Here is a 24710-nt window from a genome sequence, read left to right on the forward strand (position 1 = left end):
CCGGAGCTGCCCCCCGCCGTGCGCTTCAGAGGTCGTCCGGTGCATTGTCGCCGAAGAGATAGGTGCGGCCGCCGGTGCGGACAGGGCGTCCGGTCGGCAGAGGGGCGGGCAAGGTGTCCGGGAGGGGCACGTGCGACCAGTCCACCGCGGCTGTCCACTCGGTGGTCTTGCGCAGGCCGGGTTTCACCTTCCGTACGACGACCGGCTCGCCGGGGACATGGACCTCCACCGAGATGTCCTCGTCGGGTGCCGGGTCGAAATCCGGGGACTCCGGATCCCAGTAATCCCGGAGCTCCTCAGGGCTCAGCTCGTCGAACTCGACCTCCCAGGGGTACTCCCGGACCCACGCGTCAACGATCCGGCGGACATCCGCCGGGTCATTGAACAGCCAGGCACACTCCTGCCGGTCGCCGCTGTTGTTGACCATGCTGTCGTGGCGGAGGAGGAAGAACGCGTGGGGGTGCTGGGAGGCGGGCGGCGACGTGAGGGGTGCCGGGAGCCGGGCGCCGAGGTCGGTCAGCCAGGTGGCGACGACGGTATCGGTGGGGTCCAGGCGGAGTGCCGTACGGAGGGCGGCGAGGGCCGCAGCATCGTCGCCGAGGACCGCTCGCGCCAGGCCGAGGGCGACGGCGGCCAGGTTGTCGGACGGGCTGAGGTCCAGCGCGCGTCGGGCGGCGCGGGCGGCGTCCTCGGCCAGTGCGCGGCCTCGGGACTCCTCTTCGGGCAGGGCGAGGGGCAGCTCTTCCTGCTCCCACCAACTCCCGTACCGGTTGGTGCGTATGTGTGCGTGCAGCTTCGTGGCCGACTGAACTGCCAGGCACAGTATCGCCGTTGAGTCGTCGGACGGGTCCCCCGTGTGTGGCGTCATTCGGCGGATCCTAGCGGGGCCGGTGGTGCGCCGACGGGCCGCCGTCCGCACGCGCGGCGGCGAAAGAGGGCGACGGCTCACGCTGTCTCCCGGCAAGATCCCGGCATGTCCGCCGAAGCGCGCGGGATGATCGAGTGCCGGCCGGGCGCCCGTCTCTGGGGCCGGGTCCGGAGCGTGACGCGTACGTTGTCCGGGCTCCACGGCCCGGACAACGTCCGACTCGTCGTCCGGTTTCACTGACGACAACCCCATGTCACAGGGCCGTAGGCCACCATCCGGGCCGGGGGCGGCGGGCCCGTCGGCCACATCGTCGCGGAGGATGACTGCGCTTCCGCCGCCCGGCCGATCACGCCGCGCGGGTCTCGTACCGGAGGCTCATACACGTATGCCACGCAGGCTGATGGAGAGCGTCGGGCGGTGTCTGAAGATGAGTCATGTGAACCTCTACTCGCCCTCCTCTCCCGCCATATCCGGGGCAGCAGCGCCCCGTTGGGCGGTCCGGGCCGCGCACCTGACCGCGCTGGTGGTCCTGCCCAGCGGGCTGTGGCGCATCGCCATGGTGCTCGGATATCCCGCCGGTTACACCGAGGCGGGGTTCGGTCCCTTCGAGACACTCGGGTCCAAGGCATGGATGCTGACCCTGAGCGTGCTCTGCGAGCTGGTCGCCTTCCTGACGATCGGCCTGGTACGCCCCTGGGGCGAGGTCATCCCGCGCTGGATGCCGCTGGTCGGAGGGCGCAGGGTGCGTCCCATGGCCGCTGTCGTGCCCGCTGCCCTGGGCTCAGTCGCCCTGACCGCGCTCTGGGCCAACGTCCCCTGGTGGTGGACGTATCCGCACGCGAACATGACGCCCACCGGGAACCTGATCGTCGGCATCCTCTACCAGCCGATGGTCCTCTGGGGCCCGCTGACCGCAGCCGTCACGGTCTCCTACTACCGCCGCCATCGCGCCGCACAGCGCCGGGAACCGACCGCTTGACGGACCCGGCACCAGGCGGGCGGCCGAAATCGGTGACAAAAGGGCCGGGTTCATCGGCAACGGACAGAAACGCTGCTCCTCGCCATCCACAGCGCCACGCGGCGGAATCGGGGACCGGCGTGGCACCGGAGACCGGGCGTGCGGAACCCGATGTCAGACCCCTGCGCAAGGATCAGCGCATGACGACAGCCGCATCTGCTCTTTCGCTGACCGACCGCGCCGCCTACGACCACGCGGTCGAGGAGGCCCTCGCCGCGAGCGCGGCGTACTACGGAGACGGGAACACCCCTCTCGACGACGCTTCCTACGATCTCCTCGCCCGCGGCATCGCCGCCTACGAGCAGGCGCACCCCGACCACGTCCGGGCCGATTCGCCCACCGGGAAGGTCGGCGGCGGCATGGCTCCGGTGGGCGATGTGGTGCACACCGTGGCCATGCTCTCCCTCGACAACGTCTTCGACGCCGAGGGCCTGGTGAAGTGGGACGCGTCCCTGGCCCGCCGGATCGACCACCCGGTGGCGGGCGGCTACGCGGTGGAGCCGAAGCTGGACGGGGCCGCGATGGCGGCGCGCTACCGCGACGGACGCCTCGTGCAGCTCGTCGGACGCGGAAACGGCACGCATGGTGAGGACCTCAGCCATGCGATCGGCTCGATCGTCGGCCTTCCCACCGAGGTGCCCGGCGGCGCCACCGTGGAGATCCGTGGTGAGGTGCTGCTGACCCGGGAGCAGTTCGAGAAGGCGAACGAGATACGCGCCGCGCACAGCGCGAAGGTCTTCTCCAACCCGCGCAACGGCACGGCCGGAACCCTGCGGGCCAAGGACCGGCCGTACACCATCGAGACCACCTTCTTCGCCTACGGGGCGGTGGAGCTGGACGGCGCAGGCTTCCTCACCGGCACCAGCCACGAGGCCGTCATGGGCCAGGTCGCCGCCCTGGGCGTGCAGACCACCTCCGCCACCGACATCGGGCTGCGCGTGTACGCCACCCCGGCCGAGGCGCAGACCCGCGTCGAGGAGATACAGCAGCTGCGCGCCGAGTTGCCGTTCGGGATCGACGGGGTGGTCATCAAGGCCAACGCCCACGCCGAGCAGCGGGCCGCCGGCTCCGGCACGCGTCACCCGCACTGGGCCATCGCCTACAAGCTGCCGCCCGTGGAGGCGCAGACCAAGCTCCTCGCGGTCGAGTGGAACATCGGCCGCACCGGTCACATCGCCCCGCGCGCCGTCCTGGAGCCGGTGGAGGTCGACGGCAGCACCGTCACCTACGCGACGCTGCACAACCCCGCCTTCATCCGCAACAGCGGCCTGAAGGTGGGCGACACCGTCCTGCTCTACAAGGCAGGCGACATCATCCCGCGCGTCGAAGCGCCCGTGGTGGCGCTGCGTACGGGCGAGGAGAGCGACATCGTCCTGCCCGAGGAGTGCCCGGGATGCGGCGGGGACATCGACAAGTCCGGTGAACGATGGGAGTGCGCGGGCGGGGCGAGCGGCGGGTGCGGGAAGTTGCCGTCCCTGAAGTACGCCGTGGGCCGCGACCAGCTCGACATCGACGGTCTGGGCGTGACCTATCTGGAGGCTCTCGTCGAGGCCGGTCTGGTCGATGATGTCGCCGATCTGTTCTTCCTCACCCGGGAGCAGCTCGCCGAGACGACCGGAAGCGACAAGCGCGCCGACTCGCTGCTGGTCCGGCTCGCCAAGGCGAAGGAGCAGCCGTTGAACAGGGTGTTCTGCGCGCTGGGTGTGGTGCGGACCGGCCGGACGCTCTCACGGGAGATCGCCCGTCACTTCGGCACGATGGACGCCATCCGGGCGGCCACGCCGGATGAGCTGACGGAGGTCAAGAAGCTTCCGGGGGCCAACGCCCCGAAGATCGCGGCGCATATCGCCACACTGGGCCCGGTCATCGACAAGCTGGCCAAGGCCGGGGTGAACATGGTCGAGCCCACCGCCGACGATGCGGACACCGGAAGCAAGCCGCTGGCGGGCGAGGCGGTCGTCGTCACGGGTGGCATGCACGGGCCGCTGGCCGGCCGCAACCGCAACGAGATGAACGAGCTCATCGAGCGCGCGGGCGGGACGGTCTCCAGCAGCGTGTCGAAGAAGACGACCCTCCTCGTCGCGGGCGAGGGAGCCGGGTCCAAACTGGCCAAGGCCGAGCAGCTCGGCACGAGGGTGCTCACGGAGGACGAGTTCGGCGCGCTGCTTGCCGGCCACCTCGCCTGATCCATCCTCTTGCCGCGGGCGGGGTGGCCCACGATCCGCCCCGCCGCGCCCCGGCCGCGGCTGCGCCCGACCCCTCTCCAGCCCACGCACCCGTCGCTTCACCCGCCGCCCCGGGGCCAGGCATGATTCTCGCCGTGCGGGAGAACGAGGAAGGCCACAGGCGGGCGCGGTACACGCTGACCGAGACCGAGCACGGTCGTCTCCTGGGCGTCTGTGCCGAGGTGGAGGGGCTGTTCGGGGAACCCCGACGCGAGACGTACGAACTCTCCAGCTGGGTTCCGCAAGGAGCACAGGCACTCGGTTGGGTCGGCAGCCGGGTGTGGCTGGTGCCGGAGGACGGAACGCTCGGACCCTGGCTCCTGGAAGACGTGGAGAGCCTCGGGCTGCACCCCGGAACGGACGGTCTCGTGCTCACCGGCCTGGACGACTACGAGGGCCCGCCCGAGGGACACCGAGGTCCCGTCCGACTGCACGACGGATACCGCTGGCTGGGCTCCTGTCAGGAATTCACTCGCATCCTGCCGCCCGAGAGGCCGCAACCCCCGCTCATCCTGCGAGGACTAGCCCAGGGCGATCGGCTGCGGGCGGCGATCGCGAAGGGGACCCGGCGGGCGCTGGATCTTGAGGAGGTTGCCCTGGAAATACGGGACGACCAGGGCGAGCCGCTCACCGAACGGCTGCTGTGGACCAAGGCCAGCGCCTGGCGCCCATCCTCCTACGGGGCAGATCTCATCGACCTGGAGCTCGACGGAGAGCTTTTCACGCCCGTTCCCGAACACGCCCGGCCTCTCTGGGAGCGATGGCTCGCCGGGCCACCGGACGCTCCGAGTGCCTGGGCCGGACTCGACACCCGGCGCCGCGATGCCTGGCTCGATCTCGTCCGAGAGCGGACCTGCCCACGTAACCGCCGTGAGCGGCCGGCCGGTCACGCCTACGAACTCGACGGCCGGCACATCACCGATGGACCAGGCCTCTACCTGGCGCTCGGCGAGGCGGTGAACGGGCCGGGCGGCTACTTCGGCGGCTGCCTGGACGCCCTCGACGACTGCCTGCGCGGCTCCTTCGGCTACACCGCACCCGCCACCCTGTTCTGGCGGAACTCCGCGATCGCACGTGAGCACCTGTCCCAGCTCCTGATACCGAGCGGCCGGCCGTACGACCTGTTCGCCGAGGTCCTCGATGTCCTGGCCGAGGGCGGCATGCGCCTCACCCTGGAGTGATCCGGCCCGGCCCCGCTGCGACCTTGCGAGACGGATGGCAGCGCGTTGCAGGGCCGAACTGTGGGGGTTCCCCGTCCAGTCTGCTCGCTCTGCGGAGCAGGGGTCGTGCCTGCCCCATCGACGGGGCTACCGGGCAGGCGACGGGCCACACCGTTTCGTGCCCGTCCGGTCAGCCGATGCTGCCCGGCCGTACCTGGTATCGGCGGGTCCCGCAGCGTATCCAGAAGGAGTCGGCGAATCCGCAGCAAAGGGAGAATCCCTTGCACGATCACGAGCACGTCAAAGACTCCAGGGCCGACAGCGGCCGTACCCCGGCCCGCAAGCCGGTCCCGCCCGCACAGCCGGGCGGTCTGCCGGGCTTGCAGGCCACGGCCGGCAATGCCGCCGCCGTCCAGATGCTCCGCCAGGGCGGCCACCCCTGGGCCCAGGACCGGCTCGAGCGCGACCCCGGCCACCAGCAGACCGAACACGACACGCCCGCGGTGCAGCGCTCCGCCGTCCACGACGTCCTCCGCACGCCCGGACGGCTCCTCGACGACGCCACCCGCACCGACATGGAGAACCGGCTCGGCGCGGACTTCTCCGACGTCCGCATCCACGACGACAGCGCCGCGAAGGCTTCCACCGCCGAAGTCGGCGCCCGCGCCTACACCGCGGGCAACCACGTCGTCATCGGCGAGGGCGGGAGCGACCGCCATACGCTCGCGCATGAACTGACCCACGTCATCCAGCAGCGGCAAGGCCCCGTCGCCGGCACCGACAACGGCGCCGGCCTCAAAGTGTCCGACCCGTCCGACCGGTTCGAGCGGGAGGCGGAGGCGACGGCGAAACGGGTCATGAGTGGTGCGCCCGCGCCGGTCCAGCGCTCCGCCACCGACACCGGCGGACATCCGCACACCGCGCCGGCGGGCACTGCCCTGGACTCCCCGTCCGTACAGCGGGCCGGCAACGGGAAGAAGAGGCAGGAGCGGAAGAGGCAGCGGCAGGAGCGCGAGCTCGGCGCGGAGCTGCGTGGTGTGGAGGCCGATGGTGCGGCGGTCGGCAGCACGGAATTCGAGGAATTCGGGAACGCTCACCGCAATCCCACGGTGAACCCCGATGCTTCGGGAGAAGAGGCCGGGGTCCACATGGCAGGCGCGCGCGTGGAGGACGCGCCCATCGTGGACCGGTTCCGGCACGCCTTCAACCAGCTGGAGAGCTGGTGCACGCATCTGCGCCAGGAAAGCCCCGATACGTACGAGGCCGCGTCGAAGAAGTACGACCTGGAAATGCGGCACCGCTTCACCAAGGAGATCAAGGCGCGGACCAAGCAGTACAAGGCTGCGTTCCGCGACCTGAACAACGACCTGTACGCCATGGAGGCCGAGAAGGTCCAATTCGAAGGGTTCGTCGAGGAGCGGGCCGACGAACTCCGCGATCAGCTGAAGCAGTTGAGCCAAGCGCACGCTCGACCCGGCGCGGGGACCCGTGAGATCCACGACTCGGTCACCGAGGACACCTGGCGGAAGATCTGGCACGAGCGCATCACGCAGGTGAACATCGTGATCGGGAGCATCTGGCCCGAGTACGAGAAAGCGCTCGACGCATGGATAGAGAAGAACTCCCGGATCCGGAACAAACAGCCGGTGGGGAAGCTGGAGTACATCGGAAGCCTTGCCAAGGGATACAAAGGCCCCCCGAAACAGCATGTCCGCTACATCCCCGAGGATTTCGACGTGGACGCCAATCTCTACGCCCCGGCCCTCGCCGAATACGCGCAGCGCGTGGACAAGCTGACCCCGGACCGGGAACGCATCTTCGGGCGCCATACGAGCATCAAGCCGTTGATCGCCTTCGCGGACCGGGTGCAGAAGGAACTCGTCAGCCGTATCGACGGTATCGCGGATGACCCCAACGACCTCTTCGACGTAGCCATTCACGCGCCCGAGACGGTCGTTCAGAAGGAAGAGCGGGAGCTCAACGAGTCGCTGTATGCGGTACGAGCCAAGGGCGGGCGACACTTCAGCGAGCTCGTCGAGCTACTGAGAGGTGCCGGACTGATTCCGAAGGAGGAGGATGTTCCGGCCGCCTTGCCGTCCGAGCTGCGCGGAAAGCAGAAGGCACAGCTCAAGAAAGTGGTGGAGGAGTGGGCCCAAGGAAAGCCATTCCGGGAGAACTCGAGTTTCGCGGCGCTGGCACGGAGTCTGTGAGTCACCTCGACGGTCACCGCGCGAAGCCTGCCACGCCCACCCGACGCCCGCGGAATGAAGCAGCGTCACCGCGCGCCGCTTCCGGCGGCTGCGCGAGAAGGGCCGGACCGTCCTCTCTGCCCGTGGCGAATCTGCGGCGGGCAGAGAAACCGCATCCGGGCATCTCCCGAGGTCAAGAGTGGAGTCGACGGCATCCCCACCTCGACCAGGAGACCAGATGACTCCACTCACCACGCCCCCGCCCCGCGCCGAGGAGGGCGACACACCGCCCAGCCGCTTCGACGACCATCTCGCGGCACAACTGCTCGCTCAGCGGATCGTCCTCCTCGGCACACAGGTCGACGATGTGTCGGCCAACCGGGTGTGCGCGCAGTTGCTGCTGCTGTCGGCGGAGGACCCGCGCACCGACATCAGCCTGTACATCAACAGCCCCGGCGGGTCGGTCACCGCGGGTCTCGCCATCTACGACACCATGCGGCTCATCCCGAACGACGTCTCGACGCTGGCGATGGGGTTCGCCGCCAGCATGGGCCAGTTCCTGCTCACCGTGGGGGCGCCCGGCAAACGGCTGGCGCTGCCGAACGCGCGGATCATGATGCACCAGCCCTCGGCGGGCATCGGTGGCTCCGCCGCGGACATCGAGATCCAGGCGGAGAACCTCCAGTTCACCAAGAAGGCCGTCGAGCGGATCACCGCCGAGCACACCGGGCAGAGCGAGCAGACGATCGCGCGGGACGGCGACCGGGACCGCTGGTTCACGGCCGAGCAGGCCAGGGAGTACGGGATCGTGGACCGGGTGGTGGAGTCGCTCGCCGACATCCGCCCGGCCGCGTCGCGCCGACGGATGGGGTTGTGACATGGGCTCGTACACCGTTCCCTACGTCATCGAGCGGACCGCGCAGGGTGAGCGGTCCTACGACGTCTTCAGCCGGCTGCTGAACGAGCGGATCATCTTCCTCGGCACCGAGATCGACGACGGGGTCGCCAATGTGGTCATCGCGCAGCTCCTGCACCTGGAGTCGGCGAGCCCGGAGCAGGAGATCTCGCTCTACCTCAACTCGCCCGGTGGATCGTTCACTTCGCTGATGGCCATCTACGACACGATGACGTTCGTGCAGGCACCGATCTCCACGTTCTGCGTCGGTCAGGCGGCGTCGACGGCGGCGGTGCTGCTGGCCGGCGGAGATCCCGGGCGACGGTTCGTGCTCCAGCACGCGCGGGTGCTGCTCGGCCAGCCGGCCAGCGGCGGCCGGCAGGGCACGGTCTCCGACCTCAGCCTCGCGGCCAAGGAGATGGTCCGCATCCGCTCGCAGGTGGAGGAGGTCCTGTCCCGCCATACGCATCACGATGTGGCGACGCTGCGCGCGGACATGGACCGGGACAAGGTGCTCACCGCCGAGGAGGCCGTCGCCTACGGGCTCGCCGACGAGGTGCTGAGCCGACGGTTCGCGCTCGTCTGACCCCGCGCGGCCGTGGCCGGAGGCCGGCGAGCCGGCCGGTACGGCGGTGGTGCGCCCCGTCGTACCGGTCGGCGGTGCGGTCAGGCGGCAAGGCGGTCAGGCGGCAAGGCAGAGGCCGTCGTACCGCGCCGTGGGCGAGGTGCGGCCCCGGCCCACCCGGCCCACCCGGCTCCGGGTGTACCGGGCCAGCTCGTCCTGGGCGAGCGAGAGCAGGTCGGCGAGGCCGAGCCCCAGGGCCTGGGCGGCGGCCGCGAGCACCTCGGAGGAAGCCTCCTTGCGTCCGCGCTCCAGCTCCGACAGATAGGGGATCGAGATCCGGGCCGCCTCCGCGACGTCCTTCAGCGTGCGTTCCTGGGCGAGGCGCTCGCGCCGCAGCGCATCGCCGACGAGGTCGCGCCACAGCGGCTCCCTCGGCGCGGGTGTCTGTGGGGCCCCGTCCGGCCGCTGCGGGGCGCGGCTCGCCCCACCGGAACCGGGCGGCGAGGACTGCGGGCGCAGGGGGATGACGCGGGCTTCGTTCGGCGCATGAGTGCTCACCCCTTCAGCCTAGGGATCCGGGGCACCGGGGGAAGGGAGCGGCGTTCTGCCCTGGGTGAAGTCGTGTGCCCCCGGGGCGGACGAGCGCCTGACTCCGTTCCGCCGCCGGCCGACCTGCCGGCGCGCTCGCCGACGCCGTGGGCGCCACCCACTAGGGCTCACCCATCGCCTTCTACGGGGCCCGGACCCCGTGGTGTCGAGCCGACGGACCATCCCACGGCAGCCCTACGACGCCACCCGACAAGCCCTACGCGCCACCCGACAAGCCCTACTCGTCGCCCGGGGGCCGCGTCGTGGTCTGCGGGGTTCGTATGCCCAGGACGCTGTGCTGCGCCACTGCCGCGGCCGTTGAGCCCGTGTCGGCGCGCAGGGCGGCGACCAGCCGCGTGCGGAGATCCTCCGCGCGCTCGCCGAGAAGGATGGTCGATATCACCAGCTCGAGCGTGATGCGGTCGTAGTCCGCCGAGGCGCTGCGGTAGCGCTCCGGGTCCGATTCCACGAGCGCGGAGGTGATGCGCCGTCCGCCGCCGTCCACTTTCGTCAGCGCGGCCTCGTACGCCAGAAATCCGGTCCAACTGCGGTGCAGGAAGAGGCGGTCGTCCTCCGTGTAGACGTTCCACTTCTCGTCCATGCTCGCGGCTCGGTATCCGAGCTGGATGCGCTGCCACTCGCTCTCGGTCCACACCCGGTCGGGGAGGTCGGGCATGGGACGCGGCACCGACATGGCGTGCGCTTTGCGAAGGGACGAACGCGTCACGGGCATCTGCTGGGACATACCAAGAAGCGTATCCCTCAGCACCGACAGCCCGCGGTGCCCGCGGCGCCCGCGGCCCCGCGCCCACTGCTCTCGCCATCGACTGCCGCGTTCCGCACTCCTGGAAACGAGGCGTCCGCCTCTCCTGCGAACCCTCACGGAGAGCAATTCCGGCCTGTGTGATGGGGTGTTCCCCTCGGACCACCGTGCGAAGACCACGGGCTACGGACGCAAGGGACACGATCGGTGACATCAGGTTCAGCGACGCGCTACGACCGGAGTGGTGCGCAACTGCTCGCCCTGCTGCTGGCCGGGGCGGCCCCTGGCGATGCCGGGCGGATGCGTCGCCGGTTGGGCGAGGAGGAGCCCCGCTACCTCACCTGGGTGCCCCTCACCGCAGAGGCCCGTGCGAAGGCGGCCGGCGACCCCGACGCGCGCGTACGGCGGGCCCTGGTCCGGGCCGAGGGGCTCACCGTCGACGATCTGGCCGCGCTGCTCGAACGCCCCGATCCGGTGGTCGACCAGCGCGTGTACGAGCACGCCGAGGCCCGCCCCTGGATGCGCCGTCTCGTTCTTTCCCCCGGGCGGCACCCCGAGCCCACCGCCCTCGCCTCCCTGCCGGCCCGGATTCGCGCGACCACCCAGGAAACGCCGGCGCTCTCCCACTTCGTGGGTGCGGCCGTGGTGAGCGACGCACCCGAGCTGGCCGAGCACGCCCTGCGCACCCGCGGCCGCGCGCTGACCACCGCCGAGCAACTGCGTGCCGTACTCGGGCTGTTCGCACGGCCCGACCGGCTGAGCGCCCTGCTCGACCCCGCAACCGGCCCGGCCCTCCTGCACCCCGCCGTTGCCGACCTCGCACGCAGCGCGCTCGACACCGACGGCGCCCCCGGCGGTGACTTGCTGCGCGCCGCGGTGGCCGCCGCCGAGGGACCGGAGGGCCTGGTCGCCGGACTCCGGGCGGGCGAAGCCGAACCGGCCTGGCGCCGTACGGTCGACTGGCACGCCATCGCGACGGCCCATCGGTCCGTGCCGCTGCCGGAGCCGGCCGTACGCACCCTCGCCGCCCACCCCGACTGCCCCGAGCAGCTGCTCGCCGACCTGTTCCGCACCCACCCCGCGGTCGTCGCCGAGGTCGCACCCCCCTGCCCGGCCCTGCTGCGCGCCGCGACCCGCACACCCGGCCACCCCGAACTCCGCCGAATCGCCGCCGGCCTGGGCCCCTCCGGAGACCACGCAGACCTCAGCGCACTCCTCCTCGGCACCGTCGCACCCGCACGCACCGCGGCCCAAGCCCTGCTCGAACTCGGCGCCACCGCCCCCCTGCGCGCCCTCCTCCACCGACAGCTCGGCGCCGACCCCCGGCGCTGGGCCACCCTGCGCACCTCCCTGTCCCGGTACAAGGGCACCCTCACCGACCTGTTGACCGGCATCGCCGACGGCGCGGTTCCCGGGCCCGCCTCCTCGGTCACACCGCCCGCCCTGACCAAGCCGTACCGGTTCCTGCTGTACACCGCCGAACCCGACGACCTCCGTGACCTGCTCCCGCACCTGCCCGACGAGCTGCTGCACGCCCTGCTCGGCAAGGGATCGCTCCCGGCGCACGCCCTCGACACCGCACTCGCGGCGTCCGACCCCCGTGTGCGGGCCGCCATCGGCGGCAACGTCAGCCTCGGCATACGCGATCTGCGCCGGCTGACCGAGCGCGACGAGCCCACCGTCAACGCCGCCGTGTACCGCAACCAGAAGGCGACCCTGTCCCTGCGCCGCACGATCGCCTCCGGCGTCCCGCGCACCCCGGGCCGCACCGAGCTCGTCCCCTTCGACGCCGGGCTGCGCACCGAACTCCTCGCCGGCAAGGACCGTTTCCGCCGCAGCCCGCTGATCACGAGCGGCGACCCGGAACTGGTCCTGCACTCCTGGCGCTCCGAGGGATGGTGGGCGAGCGACGGGGCGCGCCACTTCTCCGTGGTCCGGGTGTGGGAACGCGGCGGTCCGGACGCCGTACGCCGGCTCCTCGACCTGGTCCCCGACGTCGACCCGCGCTCCGTCCTCGCCAAGGCGGCCGCCGCGCTGGAGCACCCCGACGGCCTGGACCGGTTCCGGGACGGACTCGAGCCCTACGAGGACCCCGATGCGCTGCCCCGCGTCTTCGCCGCCCCGCGTGGACGCAATGCCACCCGTCGGCTGATGCGGGAGATCGTGCACGAGCCCTATGCCTACGACTTCCCGCGCCTGATCGCCGCCCACCGGGCACACACCTTCGAGCCCGAGCCCATCGAGGAGCTCCTGCGCCACGAGGACGTCGACGAGGCGATCCGCCGGGCGCTCACCACCCGCGCGAGCTGCCTCGACGCCGAGCCGGCCGATCATCTGCGTGCCACGCCGTACGACGCCGACCTGCACGCCTGGTTCGTCGACGCCGTCGCACAGGACCTGCTCGGACCCGAGCGGCTCGTCGACACCGCCCAGCCGGCCGCGGCGGCCCTCAGGTACCTCCACCACGACGGCGTCGGCACCCGGGCACACCGGCACGCCGTCGACCTCGTCCACGAGCACCTGGCCGGCCACCCGGAAGCGTGGGTCATCGCGCTCAACCTGGCCAACGGCTTCGCCGGCTCACTCGCCGAACTGATCACCACGGCCGCGCAGGTGGCCGGCCCCCGGCCCGACGCCGAAGAGCTGGGCCGCCTCGACGCGAACCCCGGGACCGCCACCGCCCCTGGGACCACCACCGACCCCACGGACCCGGCCGAGGCACCCGCACCCGCCGCACCCGCCCTCACCCACGCCGAACAGCGGGAGCGGGCAAGGATCCTGGATCCGGGCGCGGCCCTCGCCTCGGCACATCTGCTGCGTACGCTCGCCGCGGGCGCGCCGCTGCCCGACGACCCCGGGGTGCTCGACGTGCTCACCGCCACGCACCCGGCCGACTTCCCCGGGCCCGTGCTTCCCGACTGGCTCATGGCGGCGTGTGACCGGCACGCCTCGCCGGAGACCCGCCGGCGCCTCGCCGAGAAGACGACCGACTTTGCCGCGAAGGCGACCGACCGGGCCGTGAAGGCGACCGACCGGGCCGGGAAAGAAGAGCTGGTGGCCTGTCGGCAGGGGTTCGTGGCACCCAGCGAGTTGGTCGCCCGGACGCCCGCACGCGAGATGTCCCCGCTGCCGAGAGGCTGGTTCACTCGTCAGGTGCCGGCCGCTGCCGCCGTGCGTGCCGCGCGGCGGCTGGTCGCCGACCGGCTCGGCAGCGATCCCGAGCGGTGGCTGCGCGCCCTCGCCGCGATGGACAGCGACCGGGCCGAGCGGCCTTTCGCCGAGATGCTCGAGCACGACAGCGCGGACACCCTCCCCACGGTGCTCACCCCGATAGCTGCCGGACTCCTGCTCCACGCGGGCACCGATGCCCTGGCGGCCGTACTGCCGCGGCTGGACGCGCACGCCACGCTCACCCTCACCGAGCGCGCTCGCGAGACCCACCACGTGCCCGACGCCCTCCTGGACCATCTGTTCGCCGTCGACGACCGCGCCGCGCTGCTCGTCCTGGCGCGAAGCTCCGGCAATCGGGACCTGAATCTGCGGCTCCTGGCAGTCGACGACCCCACGATCAACGCCACGCTGTACGGGGACCTCCACAACAGCAGCTCGACCGTCGAGATCCGCCGGATCATCCTCTCCCGCCGGCCCCAGGGCCGCACCGCCGAAGGGCCGGACGACCTCCTCCCGCTCGCCCCGCAGCTCGGCGAACGGCTGCTCGCACGGCCCTACTTCGACAAGCGCTCAGCGAACCGCTACCGCGTCCTGGTCGAAGCGGCCGACCCGGAACTCGTACAGCACGCGCTCGCCTCGTGGGGCACGCGCGTCCCGCTGCCGGACCACCTCCTGGCCGCGCGCAACGTCCTTCGCCACGGCGGCCCCGACCGGCTCCGCTCGCTGATCGACGAAGGCCTGCTCAGCGCGGGCGCCGCCAAGGTCGCCATGAAGGCGCTCGCCGCCCCCGACCCGGACGCGATCCTCACCGCCCGCCTCGACAAGGAACTGAGCACCGAACGCCTCGTCACCAAGCTCCGCAGCTGTGGGGAGTACGAGCACGAGGAAGTCCTGGACCTCCCCTACATCCGCGACTGGGACGTCCTGATCCGGGCCCACGAACGGGAGCCGTTCCGCCCGCGGGTATGGGGCGCCCTCGCCCGCCTGCCGGATGCGCCGGACGCGCTCGCGCCGGCAGCGTTCGAGTACTGGTCCTGCTTCCTCGACCGCACCCTGACCGACCGCGGCCCCAGCTGGGCCCGTGCGGCCATCGGGAACATCCCGAATCTCTCGCTCTCGCGCCAGGAGTGGGCCGCTGTCCTCGACGCCCTTCTCGAACAGGGCCTGCTCTCCGGCAAGGAGATCATCCACGGTGGCGCCCAGGCCAACCGCATGCTCCACTACCTCGCCGAGGCCTCCGTCCGCCAAGAACTCCCCATCGCCCTCCAGGCCGCCGTCCAGGACGCCACGGATGAACTGGCCGCCCTGGCCGGCACGCTCCTGGGCACGGACGCCGCAGCCTGGCAATGCCTCTTCGCCGCCCTGACCGGCAAGGACCCCCACTGGCCCATGCCCGACTCCCACACCACCCCCGCCGCCCTCCTCCACCATGCGTCCCGCACGCCTCTGGCCCATTCCGGCCGCTGACGTCCACACGCGCACAAGAAGCACGAACCGCACTCGGCCAGGTCGTCTCACCTGACGCACCGACCTGGCCGATGCGGCCACCGTCTTCCGAGTACCTGCGGGAGGGCTGGCGGCGCCGATATGTGCACGCCCTTTGAGGAACGTCGCACTCATCCAGTCGCTTCAGCACGCCTCCATCGAGGGCAACGACCAGGCCGCGCCGGCCCCGACCCCGCCCACACTCACCACACCCCGACCACTGCGCCGCGCCGCAGACCCCAGGATTCCCGCGCCCGGGCAGCCGACCCTGCTGATGCGGGACGCGGCGCCGCATCAGCCGACCTCCGCCCCGTCACCGTCCCGCGGGCGGTCGCGCCCCACCTTCTTGCTCGGTTGAGCAAACCGCGCTACCGTCTTGCTTGTGCAAGCAAAAAATAGCTCGTCCAAGCAAACCGCCGGGCGCAGGACCGGGTCTTCCTTCACGGAGACGGGCCGCCGCGCACAGATCGTCGCCGCGGCGATCGACGTCATCGCCGAGGTCGGGTACCACCGGGCCTCGTTCGCGAAGATCGCGGAGCACGCCGGGCTGAGCAGCACGGGGATGATCTCCTACCACTTCAACGGGCGGGACGACCTGATGCGCGAGGTCGTCGCCGAGGTGATGCAGCTCGCGGAGGGGTACATCCGCCCCCGCATCGAGGCCCACGAGAGCTACGCGGCCCGCCTGCGCGCCTCCATCGAGGGCAACCTCGACCTGTTCGCCGAGTACCCGAACCACCTCGCGGCGATCGTCGAGATCCTCGCCAACCTCCGCGGCGGCGATCCCGGCATGGTCGCCTTCCTCGACGTGACGGAGGCGAACCTCGCCGTCCAGGTGGAGCAGATCCGCAAGGCGCAGCGCGCCGGCGAGTTCTGCGACTTCGACCCGTGGGTGATGATGCGGGCCATCCGCGCCGCCATCGACGACGTGGTGCGCCGCGCCACCCACGATCCCGATCTCGATGTGCGGGCCGCCGGACGGGAGTTGGCGGACCTGTTCGACCGCGCCACCAGGAGGGCGTCATGACCGCAGCGGACACGGGGGCGGACACCATGGCAACGCGCCGGACACCACAGACCGACACCGAGGGGACCGCCGCGGCGACCGCCCGACGTCGCACGGTGGCGCTGCGGCGGCGGCTCGTCGCCCAGCTGCTCTTCGAGCTCGTCCTGCCGCTCGGCTCCTACTACGGGCTGCGCGCGGCCGGCGCCGGTCAGTGGATCTCGATGGTCGTCGGCGGCGTACTGCTGCTGCCGTGGATCATCTACGGCATCGTGCGGCAGCGGCGCGTGGAGGCGATGGCGGTGTTCACGCTGAGCCTGGTGGTGGTCGGCACGCTGCTGTCCCTGATCAGCGGCAGCCCGCGGGTGCTGATGATCCGGGACAGCTGGCTGACCGCCGCGATCGGCATCTGGGTGCTCGGCACGCTGCTCACCCGGCGTCCGTTCATCATGACCGCGTCGCGCGGCATCGTGATCGCCAAGGTCGGCGAGGCCGGACTGGTCGAATGGGAGGCGCGGTGGGACGCGGAGCCGCCGTTCCGTCGTCACCTGCGGCTGGTCACGGCGGTATGGGGCGCGGTCTTCCTGCTCGACGCGGTGCTGCGGGTGGTGCTGGCGTACACGATCCCGGTGGACTCCTTCCCGCTCACCAGCACCGTGCTCTGGCTGGTGATGCTCGGCGGGCTGCTGACGTGGCACAACTGGTACCTGACCCGGCACGGAATGAAGCTGTAGGGGGAGCCGTGGACACCGACGCCGAGGTACTGATCGCGGGGGCGGGACCGACCGGTCTGCTGCTCGCCAACGAACTGGGCCTGGCCGGGGTGCGGACGACCGTCGTGGAGCGGCTGCCCTTCCGGACCGGCCAGTCCAAGGCGCTCAACCTCCAGCCGCGCACCGCCGAGGTGCTGGACTGCCGGGGCTGGCTGGAGCCGGTCCTGGACCGGTCGCTGACGCTCCTGCCCGCCGGCCATTTCGCCGGGCTGCCGCTCGACTACGGCGCGCTGGACACCGCATTCCCGCACCAGGTCGGCATCCCGCAGGCCCGGGTCGAGGAGTTCCTGGAGGACCACCTCGCCGAGTACGGCGTCCCGGTGCTGCGGGGCCGTGAGCTGACGTCGTTCCGGCAGGACCCGGACGGCGTCACCGCCACCCTCCTCGGGCCCGACGGCACCGAGCGCACCGTCCGGGCCGGGTACCTGGTGGGCGCGGACGGCGGGCGCAGCACGGTGCGCCGCGCCCTGGGGATGCCCTTCCCGGGACGGGACGGCCGGGTCGGCATGGCCGTCGCCGACGTCGAACTCGCCCCCGCCGAGGCCGAGTTCGATGACCCCGGCCGGTCGTGGCGCCTCCCCGACCTCAGCCCGGACCCCGCGGGAGTCGCCTTCCTGCTCCCGCTCGGCGACGGCGTGCACCGGCTGATCCTCGGCGGCCCCGAGCAGCAGGGCATCGACCGCGACGCCCCGGTCACCGCGGACGAGGTGCGCGCGGCCCTGGCCCGCTGCCCCGGTCCGCCGCGCGAACTGCGCACCGTCCGTTGGGCGTCTCGCTTCACCGACGCCTCCCGCCAGGCCGAGCGGTACGCCGACGGCCGGGTGCTGCTGGCCGGCGACGCCGCCCACATCCACGCCCCCGCCGGCGGGCAGGGCCTCAACCTCGGCATGCAGGACGCGTTCAACCTGGGCTGGAAGCTGGCAGCCACGGTCCGCGGCCGGGCCCCGGACGGGCTGCTGGCCACCTATCACGCCGAGCGGCACCCGGTCGGCGCCCGGGTGCTGGCCAACACCCGCGCCCAGATGGTGCTGACGCTCCCCGACCCGGACGCCGTAGTGGTACGCGACCTGCTCGCCGACCTGCTCGCCACGCCGGAGGCCAACCACCGCGTCGCCGCCATGATCGCCGGCACCGACATCCGCTACCCGATGCCCGCCGCGTCGGATCACCCTCTGCTGGGGGCGCGGGCACCCGGCGTCCGGCTGCCGTCCGGGCGCGGAGCCCTGCTGGCCGCCGGAGCGTCAGCGCTCGCCGCTGCGGCGGACGGCTGGGCGGACCGGATCGACCGCCTCGACCGGATCGACCACCTCGACCGCCTCGACCAGGAGTCGGCGGCCGACGGCGCCGAGGCATTGCTGGTCCGCCCCGACGGGCACGTCTGCTGGACCGGCCGGGACGCCGATACGGACAGCCTGCGCGCCGCCCTCGCCCATTGGTTCGGTGCACCCGAGCCCCGGCCGTACGAGGCGGCGGACGGGGACCATGCGAGGACGGCGACGACTCGTGCGGGAACGTTGACGTAGGAGGCGGGCGCTCAGCGGCCACGGAAGCGCGCTCGTTGAGCCGAAGTCGGCTTGCGCGGCCGGGAGTTGGAGTCACGTGCCGCGCACGGTCGGCAACGGGAAGCCCTTTCGCGATCGGCCGGCGTCCTGGTGATGAGCGATGTCAGTCGTTGTCCGGGATCTCTGGTTGAGGCACCGTCTGCTCGCGGAGGGCCTGGATGAACGTCGTGACGTGTGGCCGGTCGCGGCTGCGGTCGAGCGTGGCAACGCCGATGTGCCGGGTCGGAGTCGGCGGCGCGATCGGGACGGTGCGCAGACCTGGCACCGTCGGGAGGAGCGCGATGGAAGGGATCAGGGAGATCCCCATTCCCGCGGCGACGAGCGAGCGGGCGAAGAAGTAGTCGGTGGTGGTGCCGCGCACTTCCGGTTCAAACCCCGCGCGCTCGGCGTAGCGGCGCAGGTATGCCCCGGTCTTGAGACAGCCGAGCACCCAGGGCTCGGATGCCAGCTCGGCGATGTCGAGCAGCTCGCGGTCGGCGAGTGGATGCCCCTCCGGCAGGACGACGTGCAAGGGATCTTCCAGGAGTGCGGTCCACTGCAGGCTGGACCTCGGTCCCGGCCCGACAGGCAGCGGGCCGTCGAAGTGGTAGGCGAGTGCCAGGTCGACGGCGCCTTGGCGGACAAGGGGCAAGGTGTCCTCGGGCTCGCCCTCCCTGACGTGGAGCAGGGTGCGGGGATGGGTTGCCATGAGCCGGGGGAGAGCGCCGGGCAGCAGGTGCCTGCCGCCGCTGGTGAAGGTGGCAACGGTGAGCTGCACGCGGTCCGTTGTGAGCCGCTCGATCTGCTGCTTCGCCTGTTCGAGCTCGGCTGCGACGGACTCGGCGGCCCCGACCATGATCCGGCCGGCCTGAGTGAGGGTCACCCCGCGGGTGCTGCGTGCCACGACCTGGGCACCGAGGCTGCGTTCCAACACCGCTACGTGCTGGGAGACGGCGGAGGGGGTGAGGCGGAGAGCGGCGGCCGCCTTGCTGAAGCTGCCGTGGTCCGCCACCGCCCGCAGGATGCGGAGCCGCTGCACGTCGATCAACAGTATTCCTTAACGTGTTGTCAGTAAGTCGCCACTTCTGCTGTTGACGGTAGGCGTCCAGGGTGGGGACATGCAAAGGATCTGCGTCATCGGCGGAAGCCGGTACTTCGGAAAACTCCTGGTCGAGCGCCTGCAGGCCGACGGTCACCAGGTCACTGTGATCAACCGCGGCTCCACCCGGCCGCCCGCCGGTGTCGAGCACCTCGTTGTCGACCGCAACGACGAGGCGTCTCTCGTCGCCGCGCTCGGGCCGCGCAGCTTCGACGTGGTTGTCGATCAGGTCTGCTACACCCCCGTGCAGGCCGCGATCGCCGCCCGCGCCTTCGCCGACCGCACCCGGCGCTACGTCATGACCTCCACGATCGAGGTCTACGACCCGGCGACCGCCGCGCTGCCGACCGTGCCGGCGGGCACCCTGGTGCCTGAGGAGAGCGTGGACCCGGCCACCTGGCTGGTGGCCATGGACCTGCCGTGGCACGACGAGGCGTACCTGGAGGACCACTACGCCGAGGGCAAGCGCCAGGCGGAGGCCGTCTTCACCCGCACCGGCGGCTTCGCGTTCGCCTCTGTGCGCGGCGCGCACGTGCTCGGTGGCGGCGCGCAGGAGTTCACCGGCCGGCTGGCGCACTACGCCGAGCGCATCTGCCGGGGCGAAGAGATCACTGTGCACGAGGACGCGCTGCCGACGGTGTTCATCCACTACGAGGAGCTCGCGGACCTGCTGCTGTGGGCGGCTATCGCCACCGACTTCACGGGTCCGGTCAACGCCTGCTCCGACGGCCCGCTCGACGTACGCGACCTTGCCGCGGTTGTCGCCGCACAGGCCGGCCGGGAGCCCGTCTACCGGGTGGCCGCCGCGGGCGAGACGGCTTCGCCGTTCTCCTTCGACCGCCACTACGCCATGAGCAACACCCGTGCGAAGGAACGGGGTTTTGCCTTCTCCCGCGCCGTCGACTGGCTGCCCGGCGCCGTCGCCGAAGCCCTCACCGCATCCGTCACCCCCGCCGCGTAAGGAACACGAACCGCCATGCAGTACCGCACCATCGGAGACACCCCCGTCAGCGCCATCGGCCTGGGTGCCATGCCACTCTCCATCGAGCACCGCCCGGACGAGCGGCAGGCCATCGCCACCGTCCACGCCGCCCTCGACGCCGGCGTCACGCTCATCGACACCGCCGACAGCTACCACTGGCACGCCGGCGAGGTGGGCCACAACGAGCTGCTGATCGCCCGCGCCCTGGCGCGCTACGGCGGCGACACCTCCGGCGTCCTGATCGCCACCAAGGGCGGCCGCGCCCGGCCCGGCGACGGCAGCTGGACCGTCACCGGCGCCCCGGAACATCTCAAGCACGCCGCCGAAGCCTCCGCCAAGCGGCTGGGCGTCGACGCGATCGGCCTGTACCAGCTGCACAAGCCGGATCCGGCCGTGCCCTGGGCGGAGTCCGTCGGAGCCCTGCGCGAACTCCTCGACGCCGGCACGATCCGCGCCGCCGGCATCTCCAACGTCACCACCGCCCAGATCCGCCAGGCGCACACCATCCTCGGCGACGGACTCGTCTCCGTACAGAACCAGTACTCGCCCGCCGTCCGCGACAGCGAGCCCCAGCTGCGGCTGAGCGCCGAACTCGGCCTGGCGTTCCTGCCCTGGAGCCCCCTCGGCGGCATCGCCCGCAGTTCCCTCGACGGACCCTCCGGCCCGACCTCCACGGGCACCGCTTTCCACCGCGCCGCGGCGGAGCGTGGCGTCAGCCCGCAGCAGATCGCCTTGGCGTGGCTGCTCACCCGCTCCCCGGCCGTGGTTCCGGTGCTGGGGGCCAGTCGCCCGGCCTCCATCGCCGACTCGGCCCAGGCCGCGGAACTCCACCTGAGTCCGGGGGAGTTGATGCAGCTCGAGGACGTGCTGCCATCTTCCGGTTGACATACGCGCGATGCGACACGGAATGCGTAGTGATCATGTACACGACCCACCTTCGGGTGGATTGGCTGACGAATGTCCGTCAATGCGCCCCGCTGCGTGCTGTGCTGTCCCCGCTCCTTACCGGAAGGAGCATGAGAGAGGGGGAAAGATCGTGCGCCAGAAAGGCCGCTTCAAGGCGTGGCTCGCTGCCCTCGCAGCCACCGTGAGCACCACGGCCCTGCTGCTCACGCCGGGCACGGCCCACGCCCAAGGACCCGGGCGTGTCGCCGCCAGGTACCTCAACCTGCACCAGTGCATGTACTACTCGGCTTCGGCCGTCAACCATTTCTCGACGGTGGTGGCGAGCAGTGACGGGCGTTTCCTGGCGGGGTCGAACGTCTCCGCCACCGCGGACACCCGGCCGACCTGCGGCGCAGGGGACGGCAACTACGGGCTCGTTCCGGTGCTGTCCGGGGCCAAGGCGCTCGACCTGCGGGCCGGGCGCTACCTGAACGTGCACCAGTGCATGTACTACTCGGCTTCCGCCACCAACCATTTCTCGACGGTGGTGGCGAGCAGCGACGGGCGTTTCCTGGCCGGTTCGAACGTCTCCGCCACCGCGGACACCCGGCCGACCTGCGGCGCAGGAGACGGCAACTACCAGCTCGTCCCCCTTCTGTCGGGGGTCAAGACGCTCGACCTGACCACGGGGCGTTATCTGAACCTGCACCAGTGCATGTACTACTGGGGCGGGGCCGCCAACCACTTCTCGACGGTGGTGCCGTGTGGCGACGGGCGTTTCCTGGCGGGGACGAACATCTCTGCCACCGCGGACACCCGGCCGAACTGCGGTGCGGGAGACGGCCGTTATGCGCTCGTTCCGCTGCTGTCGGGCGTGCGAGCATTCGACCTGACCTAGTGTCCCGAGCCGAGTCGGGGACCACCGCCGAGGTTCATTCGGCACGCTGATGAACGACCAGCGTGAGCGGGCGCGCGCGCCAACGCGTGCGCCCGCGAGTCCGGCGGTGGTACGCAACAGTTCTACGGTCATTGCCGGAGCCGCGGGTGGACTTGCGCCGGGACTGGCTCTGCGCCCGGGCCATGGAGACGCCCCCCGGCGTTAAGGTGCGGGCACAGCCGGTCCGGGCCGCCCGGCGGCGCAGGGCCCGGCGGCGCGGCTCTCTGGAGCCACCGTGCCGTACCGGCGGAGCCCTGCGCGTGAGCTGTGTGCACAACTGTTGGACTCCTGGAGGAGTTTGCCCTCCACACAGGGTTGAGCGGTGAGGGGGCGACGAGGTGCCGCATCACTCCGAGCAGGGACCGAACTTACCGACCGGCACCATCACCGTCTCGCGCGATGAGTTCGCGCGGCGTGTGGTGGCGCGGGTCGCGCCCGACGAACTGCCCGCCTTCGCGCTGCTCTCACGGCCGCGCGGCCGCGCGCCCAAGGTGCGCGACACGCCGTTGGGCAGCGGTCTGGACGAAATGGTGGGGGCCGTCACCCCGGTGGGGGTGCTGGTCAGCGGTTGGGCACTGACCGCGGTTGCGGGCGGCGCCGCCGAGGAGATCAAGAACCGCAGCATGCGACTGACCCGGTCCCTGCTCGACCGGCTGCCGCAGCGTACGCGGCGCCGGGCGGAGACCGAGGAGGTCGAGGTGGCCGTCGAGGCGCTGAGCGCGGAGCAACTCGGCAGGGTACGCGCGTCGGTGCAGGCCAAGGCGGTGGCGCTGGGGATGCCGGAAGACCGGGCGGGAGTGCTCGCCGATGCCGTCGTCGGCGAACTGGCGCTGCTGCGGCCCGGCGGGGATCAGGAGCCGGCATCGTGAATGCCTCCTCCTCTTCGCGGCATTCCGCCTCGCTCGACGTCGAGGCGTTCCCCTCCGATATGTCATTGATGGTGATCCTGCTGGTGGTCACGGTCCTGGGCCAGGATCTGTTCTTCGCTCTGGTGATGGCCACGTTGCAGGCACCTGTGACGGAGCTGTGCACGGGTTCGGCCCTGGACTGTGCGAGGGACCCGGGCGCGATGGTCAGCGGCGTGTTCAACCGCGTTCTGATGCTGCTCACGCCCGGCATCGTGATCGGGCTGTACACCGGCCGGCGCCGGCACCGGCGATCCACGCCGCTGGCCGAGACCCCGTTCCACGGCGCCGCCGAGGCGGTGCAGGGCCTGATCCGGGAGGCCCGGCTGAGCCGGGAGCTGGTCGTCATGATGGACCGGCGGCTGACGTCGGGAGCGTACGTCACCGGCCAACGACGTCGGCCTCTGCTGATGCTCGGCCCGGAACTGCTGGTGCTGCGCGAGAAGAGCGACCACGGCCGGCGGATCTTCGAGGCCGTGGTCCGGCACGAGCTGGCGCATCTGCGCGGCCGGGATCTGCAGACGTACAACGTGCTGACGGTGTTCCGTCCCTGCAACCTGTTCGCCGGGGCCTTCATCGCCTTCGCCATGACCCTGGACATGCTCAACCACAAATCCACGCCGGGAGACCTGGTGGCCGCCCTGGCCCGGGTCCTCCTGCTCACCCTGCTCGGCGAGCTGATCGCCCGCGCCTACCTGCGGATCCGCGAGCACCATGCGGACCTGCACGCCGGAATGGCCGACCGGGAGGGGCTGCTCGCCGCCCTCGGCGCGGAGACCGGCAGGAAGGACGGGACGGGTGCGGCACGGCTGCGTTCCTGGCTACGCCACCACCCCATGGGCATCGACAGGCTGGACGTGGCCAGGACACCGGGGCGCGTACTGGCCTCGTCGCCGGGACGGGTGTTCCTCGGCGCGACCGTCGCCGGTGTGCTGCTGCCGATGCTCCAGGACATGCTGCTGCGGTTCTACGAGCCGGGGGACGGAACCTTCCTGCTGGTTCTTTGCGGGCTGCTCGTCGGGGTGGCGCTGACCCTGTTCGTGGCGTTCACCTTGTGGCGCCACCAGTGGTACGCGGGAGGTCCGGCGCCGGCCCGGCTCGGCCGGTCGGCGCTCACCGGCCTGATCGTGGCCGCCGGGATCGTGGCAGGGAGCCGGCTGGCGCTCTACACGAGGGTTGCCGGCTACGGCTTCTCCGGCACGCCGCTGGCCCCGTCGTTCCTGGCCGCGCTGGCCACCGCCGCGGTGCTGCTGTGCGGCTGGCTCACGGTGGTCGGGGCCCAGTGGTTCCGGGGCGATCCGCAGGCGCAACGCATTCCGCGGTTCCTGAAGCTGGCCGTTGTCCCCGCGTGCCTGATCGGCGGATGGTTGACGGCAGGTGTCTGGACGTGGGGTGTGGGCCTTCAGGGCGTCCTGACCGCCTGCTCAACCGAGGGGCTTGTGTGTCCGACAGGCACGCCGGAGCAACTCGTCGCGGGCGCGGTGGCCAGGTCCTTCGGCACGGGACCGGTTCCGGTGCTGGTGGCCCTCATCGCCCTGGCCGTCCCGCTGGCCGCCCGCTTCACCGCACCGGTCAGCGGGAGGCTTTCGCGTGCTGCCCGGCCGCCGCGGCGCACGCCCTGATCAGCGGATTCCGGAACGTGCGCCGCGGGTCGCGCC

Annotated in this window: 19 protein-coding genes; 15 read left to right on the forward strand and 4 right to left on the reverse strand. The window is 71.5% G+C overall.

Going from position 1 to position 24710, the window contains the following annotated elements; genetic code table 11:
- Window positions 1-25 precede the first annotated feature (25 nt).
- Complete coding sequence (locus AC5677_RS36345) at window positions 26-868, reverse strand: hypothetical protein (RefSeq protein ID WP_497192148.1); 843 nt, start codon at window positions 866-868, stop codon at window positions 26-28.
- Window positions 869-1295: 427 nt separating this feature from the next.
- Here AC5677_RS36345 and AC5677_RS36350 point away from each other — a divergent pair, with 427 nt between their 5' ends.
- The 6 genes from AC5677_RS36350 (at window position 1296) to AC5677_RS36375 (ending at window position 8941) form a co-directional block, all read left to right on the forward strand.
- Complete coding sequence (locus tag AC5677_RS36350) at window positions 1296-1847, forward strand: hypothetical protein (RefSeq protein WP_497192149.1); 552 nt, start codon at window positions 1296-1298, stop codon at window positions 1845-1847.
- Between the two features lie 179 nt (window positions 1848-2026).
- Window positions 2027-4072: an NAD-dependent DNA ligase LigA gene (gene ligA / locus AC5677_RS36355; protein ID WP_497192150.1), complete on the forward strand. Its 2046-nt coding sequence runs from the start codon at window positions 2027-2029 to the stop codon at window positions 4070-4072.
- A 122-nt stretch (window positions 4073-4194) separates the two neighbouring features.
- Window positions 4195-5292 carry a barstar family protein gene (locus AC5677_RS36360; protein ID WP_497192151.1) on the forward strand — a complete coding sequence of 366 codons (1098 nt, stop codon included), beginning with the start codon at window positions 4195-4197 and terminating at the stop codon, window positions 5290-5292.
- A 260-nt stretch (window positions 5293-5552) separates the two neighbouring features.
- Window positions 5553-7481 carry an eCIS core domain-containing protein gene (locus AC5677_RS36365; protein WP_497192152.1) on the forward strand — a complete coding sequence of 643 codons (1929 nt, stop codon included), beginning with the start codon at window positions 5553-5555 and terminating at the stop codon, window positions 7479-7481.
- 217 nt (window positions 7482-7698) lie between these two features.
- Entirely contained in the window at window positions 7699-8337 is a 639-nt protein-coding gene (locus AC5677_RS36370; protein WP_497192153.1) for an ATP-dependent Clp protease proteolytic subunit, read from the forward strand.
- A 1-nt stretch (window position 8338) separates the two neighbouring features.
- Entirely contained in the window at window positions 8339-8941 is a 603-nt protein-coding gene (locus tag AC5677_RS36375) for a ClpP family protease (protein ID WP_497192154.1), read from the forward strand.
- A gap of 96 nt (window positions 8942-9037) precedes the next feature.
- Here the strand turns inward: AC5677_RS36375 and AC5677_RS36380 are convergent, their stop codons facing one another.
- Together AC5677_RS36380 and AC5677_RS36385 are read right to left on the reverse strand one after the other, a co-directional pair.
- Entirely contained in the window at window positions 9038-9478 is a 441-nt protein-coding gene (locus AC5677_RS36380; RefSeq protein ID WP_497192155.1) for a helix-turn-helix domain-containing protein, read from the reverse strand.
- A gap of 268 nt (window positions 9479-9746) precedes the next feature.
- Window positions 9747-10253 carry a hypothetical protein gene (locus tag AC5677_RS36385; RefSeq protein ID WP_497192156.1) on the reverse strand — a complete coding sequence of 169 codons (507 nt, stop codon included), beginning with the start codon at window positions 10251-10253 and terminating at the stop codon, window positions 9747-9749.
- Between the two features lie 225 nt (window positions 10254-10478).
- Between AC5677_RS36385 and AC5677_RS36390 the strand changes: the two genes are divergently transcribed.
- From AC5677_RS36390 to AC5677_RS36405, 4 genes are all read left to right on the forward strand, one after another.
- Window positions 10479-14909, forward strand: coding sequence for a hypothetical protein (locus tag AC5677_RS36390; RefSeq protein WP_497192157.1), 4431 nt, complete (start codon window positions 10479-10481; stop codon window positions 14907-14909).
- Window positions 14910-15309: 400 nt separating this feature from the next.
- Window positions 15310-15954 carry a TetR/AcrR family transcriptional regulator gene (locus AC5677_RS36395; RefSeq protein ID WP_497192158.1) on the forward strand — a complete coding sequence of 215 codons (645 nt, stop codon included), beginning with the start codon at window positions 15310-15312 and terminating at the stop codon, window positions 15952-15954.
- Window positions 15951-16664, forward strand: coding sequence for a VC0807 family protein (locus AC5677_RS36400; RefSeq protein WP_497192159.1), 714 nt, complete (start codon window positions 15951-15953; stop codon window positions 16662-16664). Before AC5677_RS36395 ends, AC5677_RS36400 begins: the two co-directional genes overlap by 4 nt.
- Before the next feature lie 8 nt (window positions 16665-16672).
- Window positions 16673-18226 (forward strand): FAD-dependent monooxygenase, encoded by a 1554-nt coding sequence (locus tag AC5677_RS36405; protein WP_497192160.1) that lies wholly within the window; start codon window positions 16673-16675, stop codon window positions 18224-18226.
- Between the two features lie 142 nt (window positions 18227-18368).
- On the opposite strand, the gene AC5677_RS36410 is transcribed toward AC5677_RS36405, so the two are convergent.
- The gene (locus AC5677_RS36410) at window positions 18369-19292 is read right to left on the reverse strand and encodes a LysR family transcriptional regulator (RefSeq protein WP_497192161.1); all 924 of its coding nucleotides are present in this window, start codon (window positions 19290-19292) and stop codon (window positions 18369-18371) included.
- A gap of 70 nt (window positions 19293-19362) precedes the next feature.
- Between AC5677_RS36410 and AC5677_RS36415 the strand changes: the two genes are divergently transcribed.
- The 5 genes from AC5677_RS36415 to AC5677_RS36435 all read left to right on the forward strand — a co-directional run bounded on the left by AC5677_RS36415 (window position 19363) and on the right by AC5677_RS36435 (window position 24674).
- Window positions 19363-20304, forward strand: coding sequence for an NAD-dependent epimerase/dehydratase family protein (locus tag AC5677_RS36415; protein WP_497192162.1), 942 nt, complete (start codon window positions 19363-19365; stop codon window positions 20302-20304).
- 15 nt (window positions 20305-20319) lie between these two features.
- A complete protein-coding gene (locus AC5677_RS36420) occupies window positions 20320-21210 on the forward strand; it encodes an aldo/keto reductase (RefSeq protein ID WP_497192163.1) in 891 nt (296 codons plus the stop codon).
- 151 nt (window positions 21211-21361) lie between these two features.
- Window positions 21362-22108, forward strand: coding sequence for a hypothetical protein (locus AC5677_RS36425; RefSeq protein ID WP_497192164.1), 747 nt, complete (start codon window positions 21362-21364; stop codon window positions 22106-22108).
- A 377-nt stretch (window positions 22109-22485) separates the two neighbouring features.
- Complete coding sequence (locus tag AC5677_RS36430) at window positions 22486-23016, forward strand: hypothetical protein (RefSeq protein WP_497192165.1); 531 nt, start codon at window positions 22486-22488, stop codon at window positions 23014-23016.
- Window positions 23013-24674: a M48 family metalloprotease gene (locus AC5677_RS36435; protein ID WP_497192166.1), complete on the forward strand. Its 1662-nt coding sequence runs from the start codon at window positions 23013-23015 to the stop codon at window positions 24672-24674. The genes AC5677_RS36430 and AC5677_RS36435 overlap by 4 nt, the downstream gene beginning before the upstream one ends.
- Window positions 24675-24710: the final 36 nt, after the last annotated feature.

The sequence above is a fragment of the Streptomyces sp. JLSY215 genome, assembly GCF_059682825.1.